12 protein-coding genes are annotated in these 12,149 nt (G+C 65.0%); 9 read left to right on the forward strand and 3 right to left on the reverse strand.

Translation table 11 applies throughout. The features are described from left to right. The first annotated feature begins 28 nt into the window (after window positions 1–28). The 7 genes from ABIB00_RS11005 (at window position 29) to ABIB00_RS11035 (ending at window position 7,535) form a co-directional block, all read left to right on the forward strand. Window positions 29–637: a TetR/AcrR family transcriptional regulator gene (locus ABIB00_RS11005; RefSeq protein WP_354104333.1), complete on the forward strand. Its 609-nt coding sequence runs from the start codon at window positions 29–31 to the stop codon at window positions 635–637. Between the two features lie 44 nt (window positions 638–681). Beyond that, window positions 682–1,155, forward strand: coding sequence for a MarR family winged helix-turn-helix transcriptional regulator (locus ABIB00_RS11010; RefSeq protein ID WP_354104334.1), 474 nt, complete (start codon window positions 682–684; stop codon window positions 1,153–1,155). An 11-nt stretch (window positions 1,156–1,166) separates the two neighbouring features. Further along, on the forward strand, window positions 1,167–1,952 hold the full coding sequence (locus ABIB00_RS11015; protein ID WP_354104335.1) for an enoyl-CoA hydratase: 786 nt from the start codon (window positions 1,167–1,169) through the stop codon (window positions 1,950–1,952). Window positions 1,953–2,073: 121 nt separating this feature from the next. Then, entirely contained in the window at window positions 2,074–4,155 is a 2,082-nt protein-coding gene (locus tag ABIB00_RS11020; RefSeq protein ID WP_354104545.1) for a methyl-accepting chemotaxis protein, read from the forward strand. A 124-nt stretch (window positions 4,156–4,279) separates the two neighbouring features. Further along, window positions 4,280–5,221 carry a dihydrodipicolinate synthase family protein gene (locus ABIB00_RS11025; protein ID WP_354104336.1) on the forward strand — a complete coding sequence of 314 codons (942 nt, stop codon included), beginning with the start codon at window positions 4,280–4,282 and terminating at the stop codon, window positions 5,219–5,221. 242 nt (window positions 5,222–5,463) lie between these two features. Then, complete coding sequence (locus tag ABIB00_RS11030) at window positions 5,464–6,864, forward strand: selenium-binding protein SBP56-related protein (RefSeq protein WP_247351367.1); 1,401 nt, start codon at window positions 5,464–5,466, stop codon at window positions 6,862–6,864. Window positions 6,865–6,941: 77 nt separating this feature from the next. Continuing rightward, window positions 6,942–7,535 carry a hypothetical protein gene (locus tag ABIB00_RS11035; protein ID WP_247445466.1) on the forward strand — a complete coding sequence of 198 codons (594 nt, stop codon included), beginning with the start codon at window positions 6,942–6,944 and terminating at the stop codon, window positions 7,533–7,535. Here ABIB00_RS11035 and ABIB00_RS11040 read toward each other — a convergent pair. From ABIB00_RS11040 to ABIB00_RS11050, 3 genes are read right to left on the reverse strand one after another with little or no spacing between them, the layout of a single operon-like run. Then, window positions 7,513–8,238 (reverse strand): DUF1045 domain-containing protein, encoded by a 726-nt coding sequence (locus ABIB00_RS11040; RefSeq protein ID WP_354104337.1) that lies wholly within the window; start codon window positions 8,236–8,238, stop codon window positions 7,513–7,515. The genes ABIB00_RS11035 and ABIB00_RS11040 overlap by 23 nt on opposite strands. An 18-nt stretch (window positions 8,239–8,256) precedes the next feature. Beyond that, complete coding sequence (locus tag ABIB00_RS11045; protein ID WP_354104338.1) at window positions 8,257–9,450, reverse strand: alpha-D-ribose 1-methylphosphonate 5-triphosphate diphosphatase; 1,194 nt, start codon at window positions 9,448–9,450, stop codon at window positions 8,257–8,259. Further along, entirely contained in the window at window positions 9,447–10,133 is a 687-nt protein-coding gene (locus tag ABIB00_RS11050) for an LbetaH domain-containing protein (protein WP_354104339.1), read from the reverse strand. Before ABIB00_RS11050 ends, ABIB00_RS11045 begins: the two co-directional genes overlap by 4 nt. 183 nt (window positions 10,134–10,316) lie before the next feature. On the opposite strand from ABIB00_RS11050, the gene phnC reads away from it, so the two are divergent. Together phnC and phnD are read left to right on the forward strand one after the other, a co-directional pair. Next, window positions 10,317–11,126, forward strand: a complete 810-nt coding sequence (gene phnC / locus ABIB00_RS11055) for a phosphonate ABC transporter ATP-binding protein (RefSeq protein ID WP_354104340.1) — start codon at window positions 10,317–10,319, stop codon at window positions 11,124–11,126. A 61-nt stretch (window positions 11,127–11,187) separates the two neighbouring features. Beyond that, on the forward strand, window positions 11,188–12,117 hold the full coding sequence (phnD, locus tag ABIB00_RS11060; protein WP_354104341.1) for a phosphonate ABC transporter substrate-binding protein: 930 nt from the start codon (window positions 11,188–11,190) through the stop codon (window positions 12,115–12,117). Window positions 12,118–12,149: the final 32 nt, after the last annotated feature.

Here is a 12,149-nt window from a genome sequence, read left to right on the forward strand (position 1 = left end):
TGAATGCCGCCCGCGCGGGCGGCCGCAATTGCGCAGCGACGAGGAGACGAAGCAGATCGTCTTCGAGGCCGCCCGCCACGCCTTCGCCGTCGACGGCTATGCCGCGACAAGCACCGAAGAGCTGGCGCGTGGCGCCGGCATCTCGACCAAGACACTCTATAGGCTGTTTCCGGGCAAGGCCGTGCTGTTCGAGGCGATGTGCGCGGACCGGCTCGAGCGGTTGCTCTCTGCCGTCGATCTCCAGGCCAGCGACGAAGTCGACATTGAAGTCGGCCTGCGCGCCGCGCTGCTGGCCTGCGCCGATCTTGCGCTCGATCCAGAGGTCGTGGCGTTGCAGCGCATGGTGCTTCAGGAATCGGCCGCTTTCCCCGAACTCGCCGCCAATTTCTACAGGAACGGCATTTCGCGAACCGCCGCTGCGCTCGCGCGCTGGCTCCGGGTCCAGGTCAAGAAGAAGCTCATCGCGCTCGACGACGTCGACGAGGCCGCCGGCATGCTGATCGGCATGGTCGCATCGGCGCCGCAGCGCGCGGCGATCTATGGCGGCCTGCCTCTGCCGTCACGCAAGCAGATCGAGCGTCGGGTGCAGACCTGCGCGGCTTTGTTCCTCGGCGGCTGCCGCGCTGCGTCGGCCTAGCAAGTCCTTTTGACAACTCGGTCGGCCTCGGCTATCTACTTCGCATGCGAACTAAAGCGGCCGGCGCGAGGCATCATCGGCTGATCTACCTGCTGAGCGTTGCGCAGCGGCGCTTGCAGCGCTGGATGGCGGCGCAGCGTTCGAGCGAGGTGACGCCGGCGCAGGCGGGACTGTTGTTCATCCTCGGCAAGCAGGACGGCGTGCTGATGGGCGAGGCGGGCGCGGCGCTCGATCTGGGGCCCGCCGGCATTTCCGGCCTCGTCGACCGCACGGCAGCTGCAAAACTGATCGAGCGGCGCGCCGATCGCGAGGACGGGCGCGCCTGGCGCGTCTGGCTGACGCCGAAGGGCCGCACGGCGCTCGCACAGGCGAAGGCCAACGCGGCAGAGGTCAACGCGGCGTTGACGGACGGATTTACCAGCGCGGAGATCGACATCGTCGCGCGCTGGCTGGCGAGCATTCAAGAGAAATTTCCAAGAAGGCTTTCAAGAGAGCCTTCAAGAGATCCAGAGGAATAAAGGAGAGACCCATGACAGAGCACGTCCGGATCGAGAACAACGGCGGAATCCTCACGCTCACGCTGGCGCGCTCCGACAAGAAGAACGCGCTGACGGATGCGATGTACGGCAAGCTCGCCGATGCAATCGAATCCGCCGAGTTCGATCCGTCGGCCCGCGTGATCTTGATCCGCGGCGAGGGCGACATGTTCACCGCCGGCAACGACGTCGGCGAATTCGCCGCGGTCGCAGCGGGCAAGTCGGAAGGAAGCCGCAACGTCGTGCGCTTCATCCAGTCGCTGGCGCGCTGCACCCGGCCGCTGGTTGCCGCCGTGCAGGGCCGCGCCGTCGGCGTCGGCACCACGATGCTGCTGCATTGCGACCTCGTCGTGCTCGCCGATAACGCGCAATTGTCGACGCCCTTCGTCAGCCTTGCCTTGGTGCCGGAGGCCGCGTCCAGCCTGCTGATGCCCGCGCGCATCGGCCACGCGCGCGCCTACGAGATGTTCGCGCTCGGCGAGACGGTGCCGGCCAAATCCGCGCTGGAATGGGGGCTCGCCAACCGCGTGGTGCCGCTCGACAAGCTCGATGCCGAGGCGCTCGCGCTGGCGCAGCGTCTTGCCCGTCAGCCGGCCGGCGCGCTCACCGCCACCAAGAAGCTGATGCGCAATGGCGAGGCGCTCGTCGCGCAGATGAACGCCGAGGGCGAGCAGTTCGGACTGCGTCTGCGCACCGCCGAGGCACGCGAGGCCTTCACCGCTTTCGCCGAGCGCCGCCCGCCCGATTTCACCAAAGTTGCTGATATCGGGGCCGCATGATGAAGATTTGTCGGGCCGGAAGCTCACGGCAATTCGATTAAAACCTTAACGGAACATTGGCATGTCGCGGGGCAAGGTGGCGCTCGAAAGATTAGGCCCCCGACCCAGGCCCCCCGACACCATGGCAATGTTCAAGAAATCGGTAAGTTCGCTCCTCCTGACATTGATGGCCCTGCTGGCTGCCGGTGCGCTGGCCTCCACGGCGATCCAGATGGTCGGGGCGTTCGGCCGCTACAGCGACAGTCTCGAAACCGCGCGGCTTGCCGCCGCCGACAAGGCGATCTTCCATGGCGTGCTGGCGCTGCGCAACAATCGCGGCGATGCGCAGAGCGCGATCCTCGGCGAGGACGACCCGCGGACAAAACTCGAGGCGGCGGAGAAGGCCGAGCAGGTCGGCTATGACGCCATCGGCGCCGCGCTCGCCACAGTCGACTTCGCCCGCCGCGACGAACTCGCGGGCACATTGAAGCAGCGCTGGAGCGACGCCGCGCCGCAATTCCAGCTGTTCTACGACGAGGCCAAGCGTCCGCGCGCGGAGCGCAAGATCGAGCGGACCAGTTCCTGGTACGATGCCGTCACCAAAGTCATCGAGACGGCGAACCTCGCCTCCACCGCGGTGTCGAACCGCGCCTGGACGGACGATCCCTACATCGCGCGCATGATCCAGGTCCGCCGCTTCGCCTGGCAGGTGCGCGACCGCTATGGAATCCATTGTTCGTCCCTTCGATCCAACGTCAACAGCAGCAAGCCGCTCGACGACGCGCAGAAGCGGTCAGTGGCGCAGTGGGATGGCACGATCGCCTCCGGCTGGGCGGGCATGGGCGAGTTGCTGGCTGCGCCCGGCGTGACGGCGGAACTGGTTACGGCAGCGACGGACGCGAAGGCCAAGACCGATGGCGTCCTGAAGCAGATCGGCGAGCTCACCAAGAATTTCGACGGCAGCGGCAAGCCCGCGCTTCCCGCCTCGGAATGGAACACGCTGTGCCAGTCACCCTTCCCGTCGATCGTCGCGGTCGCGAACAAGGCGCTCGACCAGTCGATCGCGCGGGCGGAGACGGTGCAGGCCAAGGCGCTCACCAATCTCGTCGTGCAGTCGCTCGCGTTCCTGCTCGCGCTGGCCGTGACCCTGGCCGGCGTGTACGTGGTGCGCAACCGCCTGATGCGCCCGGTGCGCGCCATCCTGGACGCCATCGCCAGGATCAGCGCCCGCGACTACGCCACGCCTGTTCCGCAATCCAGACATCCCGACGAGTTCGGCACCATGGCGGCCGCGCTCGAAAGCCTGCGCGAGAGTGCGGCGACCGCGGAACGCCTGGGCCTGGAACGCGAATCGCAGCAGGCGCTCCAGCTCGCCCGCTCCGGCACCGTCGATGCGGCCTGCCGCAGCTTCGACGACACCGTGCAAGCCGTCATTCACAGCGTTGCGGCGTCGACGAAAGAACTCGATGCCACCGCGACCGACGTGCGCTCGCTGGTTTCGGAATCGAGCAGCCAGACCGCGGCGGTCTCCTCCTCCGCCGAGCAGGCCACCAACAATCTCGAGACCATCGCAGCCGCGACCGAGGAACTTTCCGCGTCCGTTGGCGAGATCTCCGCGCAGGTGCAGGCCAGCGCCCGCGAGGCCCGTGAAGCCGTGTCGCAGGCAGCGCAGACCAATGCGACGGTCGAAATCCTCGATCAGACCGCTAACCGCATCGGCGAGGTCGTGAAGATGATCAACGCCATCGCAGGGCAGACCAACCTCCTGGCGTTGAACGCCACTATCGAGGCCGCGCGCGCGGGTGAGGCCGGCCGCGGCTTCGCCGTGGTCGCCGGCGAGGTCAAGAGCCTCGCCTCGCAGACGGCGACGGCGACGGAAGAAATCTCCCGCCAGGTCGCGGAGATCCAGGGCGCGACCGGCCAGGCGGTCACTGCCATCCGCGCGATCGGAGGCGCCATCAGCGGCATCGACGAGAAGATGACGGCGATTGCCGCCGCGGTCGAACAGCAGCGCGCCGCCACCACCGAGATCTCGCGCAACTTCCAGCAGGCCGCGCAGGGAACCCGCGAGGTCACCGATACCATCGGCAGCGTCGCCAGGCTCAACCAGGAGACCGGCAACGCCGGCTCGGTACTGTCGGTGTCCGTGAAGAAGATGTCGGCCGACGCCGATCGTCTCCGCGTGGCGGTCGAGGGCTTTTTGGGTGCGGTGAAGACCGCGTAGCTTCGACAATCCTCTATCCCCACGTCGCGCAATCGGCATTGCCGCCGCTGCGCGCGGCGGGTACATCTGTGACGCTGCACCAGCGCCGCGGCAGATGTCGAGAAGATCAGGGATGGAGAGTTCGATGCCGGTCACGCCACACCACACGGCCCAGCGCCCTTATCGCGGCGTGTTCCCGGTTGCACCCACCATCTTCGACGAGCGCGGCGAGCTCGACCTTGACGGACAGCGCCGCTGCATCGATTTCATGATCGATGCCGGCTCGAATGGTCTGTGCATCCTCGCCAATTTTTCCGAGCAGTTCGTGCTCACGGATGCCGAGCGCGAGACCGTGATGCATGCGGTGATGGAGCATGTCGCGGGCCGCGTTCCCGTGATCGTCACCACCACGCATTTCAGCTCGGCCGTATGCGCTGCACGCAGCCAACAGGCGGAGGCGGCCGGTGCCGCCATGGTGATGGTCATGCCGCCCTATCACGGCGCGACCTTCCGCGTGCCCGAGAAAGGCGTCGTCGAATTCTTCAAAGTGCTGTCGGGCGCGATCAACATTCCGATCATGATCCAGGATGCGCCGGTGGCCGGCACGCCGCTGTCGGTCGAGCTGCTGGCGCGGCTGGCGCGCGATTTCGCCAACATCCGCTATTTCAAGATCGAGGTGCCCGGCGCTGCTTCCAAGCTCCGCAGCCTGATCGAGGCAGGCGGCAGCGCGATCGAGGGTCCCTGGGACGGCGAGGAGGCGATCACGCTGCTCGCCGATCTCGATGCCGGCGCCACCGGCGCGATGACCGGCGGCGGCTATCCCGACGGCATCCGCCAGATCATCGATCCCTATTTCGCGGGCAAGCGCGAGGAGGCGAAAGCCGCCTACGAACGCTGGCTGCCGCTGATCAACTACGAAAACCGCCAATGCGGCCTGATCGCCTGCAAGGCGATGATGCAGGCCGGCGGCGTGATCAAGTCGGACGCAGTGCGGCATCCGTTGCAACCGTTGCATCCGGCGACACGGGCAGGGCTGCTGGAGTTGGCCAAGGAGCGCGATGCAATGGCATTGCGGTGGGGGAAGTAGCCTCCGCCGTCGTCCCGGACAAGCGCGCCCTGGCCTGATCCCGCCAGCTGCCATCTGGTTGAAGGCGTCGAATTAACGCGGTTCGCGCGGTTTCCCGCAAGCCGGCGATGACATATTGTACGCTCGTTGTACGCTCGCCAACCAGGCCCGCGGAGCATCTCAAGACATCGCGCAACAGCTCTTCATTATGCCGCTATTCCGAGCCAGGCTGGAGCGAGCCGACGAAACAGGGAGGCAGTGCCATGACGATGAGGCCGGATCCCACCTTTCACGCATCGCCCAAGCTTGCGATGGAAGCACCTGCGGAGAACTTTGCCTACACGTTGCTGCTCAGTCCGGATTTCTCGAAACCGGATGCTCTCGCGGTCATCGACGTCAAGCCGGGATCGCCGACCTACAGCCAAATCGTCCACACCGTGACGATGCCCAACAAGGGCGATGAGTTTCATCACTTCGGCTGGAATGCCTGCTCCTCCGCCTTGTCACCGCTCGCCGGGCATGCCTTCATCGAGCGGCGCTATCTCATCATCCCCGGGATACGCTCGTCGCGGATCTACATCATCGATACCAAGCCCGATCCGACCAAGGCCAAAATCCACAAGATCATCGAGCCTGAGGAAGTCTTCAAAAAGACCGGCTACTCGCGGCCGCATACCATCCATTGCGGGCCGGACGGCATCTATGTGAGCACGCTGGGTGGCGGGGGCAAAGACGGCACCAACGGGCCTCCAGGCGTCTTCATCATGGATTGCGAGACGTTCGAGGTCCTCGGACGATGGGAGATCGACCGCGGTCCGCAGACGCTGCACTATGATTTCTGGTGGAACCTGCCGCGCGATTACATGGTGACGAGTGAATGGGCGTTGCCGCCGCAGTTCGAGAACGGGATTGTCCCGGAAGATCTGCTCGCGAACAAATATGGCCACCGTCTCCACTTCTGGGATCTTCGCGCCCGTCGCAATGTGCAGACCATCGACCTCGGCGCCAATCATCAGATGGCGCTGGAGGTACGGCCGGCGCACGATCCGGTTCGCGAATACGGCTTCGTGGGCGTTGTGGTCGACACCACGAATCTCGAAGCCTCGATCTGGACCTGGTGGCGCGAAGGCGGAAAATTCCATGCCGAGAAGACGGCGACGATCCCGCCCGAGCCCGCGCCAAAAGAGAAGCTCCCGCCGCTGCTCCAGGGCTTTGGCGCCGTACCGCCGCTGGTCACCGACATCGACCTGTCGATGGATGACCGGTTTCTCTATGTCTCGTGCTGGGGCACGGGTGAAATGCGCCAGTACGACGTGAGCGATCCGCGAAAGCCGAAGCTTGCGGGCTCGGTTCACATCGGCGGCGTCGCGCGCCGCACCCCCCATCCGAATGGCAAGGCATTTGCGGCCGGTCCGCAGATGGTCGAGATCAGCCGCGACGGCAGGCGCGTATACTGGACCAATTCGCTCTATTCCACCTGGGATGACCAGTTCTATCCCGATGGCGTTCCGGGTGTGGAAGTCATGGCCAATGTCGGTCGCAATGGCGGCCTCGAGCTCGACAAGGACTACTTCGTGAGCTTCCCCGACGGATATCGTGCGCACCAGATCAGGCTGGAAGGCGGCGATTGTTCGACGGACTCGTTTTGCTACCCGTCGGCCTAGATTGGGCACACGCAAGCCTCGGCGGGCTGTGGCTCGCTCTTGTTGCGAGCGGTCTCTATCACGGGGGCAATCCGGGAATGGGCTGGCCGCTCGCCGTTTCGGCCGGGCTCATGGACAAGAGCCCGCGCGCGCTCTTTCGCGCGTTGTGGGCTCTGGCGGCCGGACATCTCCTGGCAACATTTATCGTGCTGCTGCCATTCGCGTTCCTGCTCGTGCTGGCCGAGTGGCAGCGTCCGATCCAGCTCGGCGCGAGCCTTCTCGTCATTGGTTTCGGCGTTTATCGGCTGGTCGAGCGGCGCCATCCGCGCACGCTGGCACGAATTCCGCCAACGCAATTGGCGCTCTGGTCATTTGCCGTCGCCATTGCCCACGGCGCCGCCTTGATGCTTGTGCCGATCTATCTCGGGCTCTGCCAGGCCTTCGAACTCGATGCCGGCCACGAGGCCGCTGGCGCGCTGATCAAGGCAAGTCTCGGGATGGCGGTGCTGGTGTCTTTGGTGCACGTTGCCGCCATGGTCGGCGCCGGCGGATGTCTGGCGTGGCTGGTCTACCGCCATCTGGGATTGAAATTCGTCTCGCGAAGCTGGTTCAATCTGGATGTCATCTGGGCGACCAGCCTCATTCTGGTTGGCGTTGTGGCCCTCGCCTTCAATCTCGCGAGCTGGCACTGACGCTTGACTGCGTCAAAGCCCACTCGCCGATGATGCGGAAGCGAGCCTTGGCGTCACCCTGCCTGAACAGCGCGACGCGATCGATCGCTAGCGTGTTGAGACCGAGCGCAGCAAACCTTGCCCGCAGCATCTCCAGAATCGGGCCGCGGCGCTCCGCGTCCAGCCGCCCCGTCAGCGTCATGTGGAAGCGAAATTCCTCCATCACGTAGGGATAGCCCCAGCGATCGAGATAGTCGCGCTGCCGCTCGCTGAGCTTCTCGGGCTTCCGCCGCCCGCGATCTTCCGCCGTCATAGCCGGACGGAATGAATCAAATGCGCGGACGCAATCAGCGGCGAGCTCTTGGAGCGCATCGACCGGCTCGGCCGGAGTGACCGCAATAAAACCACTGATGGAATCGACGATCGGCCGGATCACCGGGATCGTCCGCGCCTCGTCGGCAAAGGTTGCGCAGGCCGCCAAAAGCTCCGCTTCAGTCTTGCCGGGCGCGAGCGCCATCGGCGCCTTCAGCGTGCCGTGAAAGCCGTATTTGCGGGGATCGGCTGTGATGTCGCGCCAATCGGGCGCGGCATGCAGCGTGTCGTTAGGGAACGGCAATTCGTTGCCGGTATGGGCATCGTAGCCGAGCAGCTCGGCGCCGAAGCGGGAGAGGGCGCTGTTGCTGCCTGCGGCAAAATAGATCGCGTAGCGGGAAAGACCTGTCATCGCCTCAGCATAACCGGTTTAGGCCGCAACGACAGCCTCGCGCGGCGTTGCCACTGCTGGGAGCAGCCGCGTCGCATCGGTGAGATGCACGAGCTTGCCGCCCGCGATGACGGCCACGAGTCGCGGTCGCAGCGGAATGCTGTCGTCGACCAGCAGAATGTCGGCGCGCCGTCCTTCCGCGAGCACGCCGCGATCGGCAAGGCCGGTCGCGCGCGCGGGTGCGGCGGAGACCAGGTTCCAGGCCTCGGTCAGCGGCAGCACGCCATCGGCGGCGAGGCGAAACGCAGCGAGCAGCTGCGCTGGATAATAATAGTCCGAGGCCAGCACCGAGCAGAGCCCCTTGGCGATCATGTCGGATGCCTTGGTCCAGCCCGTGTGGCTGCCGCCGCGCACGACGTTCGGCGCGCCGTAGACGATGGCATCGCCGTGGCTGGCTGCCTCCCGCGCCGTCTCCTCGTTGATCGGAAACTCCGCGATTGCCGCGCCCATGGCGCGAAAGCCCTGGCGCATCGCAGGCGTCGCATCGTCATGCGAAAGCATCCGCACCTCGGCGGCGCGGGCAGTCGCGGCAAGCCGCGACACGGAAGCCGGGACCTCGCTGGCGCGCGAAAGCACGTGTCCCACCAGCCGGTCGAATTCCTCGCCCGACAGGCCGGTACGCTCTACCATGCGGTTGCGCTTGCGAGGCTTGGCCATGTCCCCGACCGTGCCGTCCATGTGGTCGTTGAAGGCGAACAGGTCGACGCGACCTTCGGCGAGCCATTGGCTCATCTCCTGCTCGGCATCGAGATTGTAGGTCTCGTGGCGCAGGTGAAAGCGGGTGTCGGCCGCGAATTGCGGGCGTTGCCATTCGATCGCCGCCATCAGGCTGCGAGCATTGTCGGCGCTGCGCAGGCCCGGCTCCCACGAACAGGTCGTGGCGTGAAACACCGTGGTGATGCCGTTGCCGATCGCCTGGCGGTCACTGTCGGCGAGCGCCACATCGATCGGGAAGTCGACACCGGCACGCGGCATCATCTGCCGCTCGAAGGCATCGCCATGCAGATCGACGATGCCGGGCAGCACCAGCAGGTTGCGCGCGTCGATCGCAAGCCGCGTCCGGCCGCGAGAAGCGTCGAGCTGCGCAATGTCCGTTCCGGATATGAGAAGTGAAGTCTCGACGAGCTCGGAGCCGATCAAGGTCCGGCCGCCTTCAAGGAAAATGTCTGTCACGCGACCGCGCTTCGTTTGTTGCTGCCAAGAGGACTGTCGAGAGAACTGTCGAGAGAACTTCCCCGTGCTTCATATGTCGAGAGGAAATCTTCAATCCCGAGCTTGCGGAAATCGGGCAGTGCTTCACGCAATTTGTCGTGATCCCAGTCCCACCAGGCGAGCCTGGCGAGCCGCCCGGCGATCTCTTCCGAGAACCGGCGGCGGACGATGCGCGCCGGATTGCCGGCGACGATGGTGTAGGCCGGCACGTCCTTGGTGACGATGGCGCCTGCCGCGATCACCGCGCCGGTGCCGATGTTGCGGCCCGGCAGCACGATCGCGCCATGGCCGATCCAGACGTCATGGCCGATATGGATGTGATGCTGGCGCCGCCAGTCGAAGAATTCCGTATCGTCGCTCTCGCCTTCGAAGTAGGCGCTCGAACGATAAGTGAAGTGCGCCTGCGTGGCGCGGTGCATCGGGTGATTGCCCGGATTGATCCGTGTCATCGCCGCGATCGAGCAGAATTTTCCGATGGTGGTGTAGGTGATCTGGGCGTCGTTCACGACATAGGAGTAATCGCCCATCGTCACGTCGTGCAAAATCGTGCGCGCGCCGACCTCGGTGTAGGCCCCAAGCCTGGTGTCGTACAGCCTGGCCGAGGGATCGATGGTCGGCTGGACCGAAAGAGTTTTGGCGGCCATGTTGCATCCGAACGAGAGGGCGGGCATTTCTCTTCGAGCGGCTTGATGACAATGTCATGACGACGCGATGACAGGGGATGAACAGGCGATGAGGTGTGTAGGATCGCCGCACCGCAACGCGCGTGTCACACAAGTGTCAAGCGCCGGCGTTAGCGGTGGGCCCAAGCTACTCTGGAGCCCTGCATGCTGGTGGTTGAAGGTCTGACGTGTCGCTTCGGCGTGAAAGCCGCGGTGGACGACGCTTCGTTTCAAGTTTCCCCCGGCGGCTTCGTCGGCGTGATCGGGCGATCCGGCGCCGGCAAGTCGACCCTGCTGCGGACCATCAACCGCCTGGCGACGCCGGCGCAGGGCCGCATCCTGTTCGACGGCATCGACGTCACGGCGCTGCGCGGCAAGGCGTTGCGGCAGTGGCGGGCACGTTCCGCGATGATCTTCCAGCAGTTCAACCTGGTCGGCCGGCTCGACGTGCTCACCAACGTGCTGATGGGACGACTCGCGACGATGCCGACCTGGCGCTCCCTGACGCAGACCTGGCCCGAGCAGGACAAGGTGCTGGCGATGTCCGCGCTCGAGCAGTTCGACATCGCCCCGCTCGCGGCCCAGCGTGCCGACCAGCTCTCCGGGGGCCAGCAGCAGCGCGTGGCGATCGCCCGCGCGCTGGTGCAGCAGCCCGACATCATCCTCGCCGACGAGCCGATCGCCTCGCTCGACCCGCGCAATACCAAGATCGTGATGGATGCGCTGCTGCGCATCAACAAGCATTTCGGCATCACCGTGCTCTGCAATCTTCACTCGCTCGATCTGGCGCGCAGCTATTGCGACCGCCTGATCGGCATGGCGCAGGGTCGCGTGGTGTTCGACGGCGCGCCGGCTGAGTTGACCGATCACGTTGCGCGCGAGCTCTACGATCTCGAAGCCGCCGAAATCATGGGCGGCATGCCCGCGCCGGTGCTCCAGGGCGTTCCGGCACTTGGAACGGCGGCCGCCGCCTGAGCCGTGCCTGTTTGGCTTTCAGTTCTTGCGTCAACCGACCCCAACCGATGAAGAGGCTATCATGATCACTCGTAGACTAGTTCTCGCCGCCGCGCTCGCGTTCACGACCTCAGCCTCCGCCGACGACTGGAAAGCCAAATATCCTGAACTGACCTTCGCGGTCATTCCGGCGGAAAACGCCTCGGGCGTTACCGAGCGCTGGGCGCCGTTCATGAATTATCTTTCCAAGGAACTGGGCGTGAAGGTCACGCTGCGCATCGCCAACGACTACGCCGCCGTCATCGAAGGCCAGCGCGCCGGCAACATCCATATCGCGAGCTATGGCTCGGCCTCGTTCGCCCGCGCCCGCCTGACCGGCGTCAAGACCGACGCCTTCGCCAACGACATCAACGCGGACGGCTCGACCGGCTACTACTCGGTGTTCTTCGTCAAGGCGAACAGCCCCTACAAGAGCGTCGATCAGCTCAAGGGCAAGAACCTTGGCCTGGTCGATCCGAACTCGACCTCCGGCAACAACGTGCCGCGTTTCGAGCTCGACAAGATGGGCATCGCGGACGCCGACACCTATTTCGGCAAGGTCGTCTTCACCGGCAGCCATGAGAATGCGATCCTGGCGCTCGCGCAGGGCACCGTCGACGTTGCGGCCAACCAGTGGACCAGCGATGACGATTCGACGCTGGCGCAGATGCTGACCAAGGGCATGTTGAAGAATGCCGACGGTTCGCCGATGAAGAAGGACGATTTCCGCATCATCCACAAGTCGGCGCCGATCATCAACGGCCCCTACGCCTACAATTCAGACCTGCCGGAAGAGGCGAAGGCGGCCATCGCGAAGGCGTTCTTCGACGCGCCGGCCAAGGACAAGGCGGCCTTCGACCGTCTCCAGGACGGCCAGAAGAAAGGTTTTCATCCCGCCACCACCAAGGACTGGGATGGCACGATCGAGCTGATCAAGTTCGTCGATGCACTGCGTAAGAAGAAGGCGTCCTGATTTCAGGACGATGGCATTGGAGCCGGGTCGAT

Source organism: Bradyrhizobium sp. LB14.3, assembly GCF_040547985.1.
Lineage (GTDB): Bacteria > Pseudomonadota > Alphaproteobacteria > Rhizobiales > Xanthobacteraceae > Bradyrhizobium.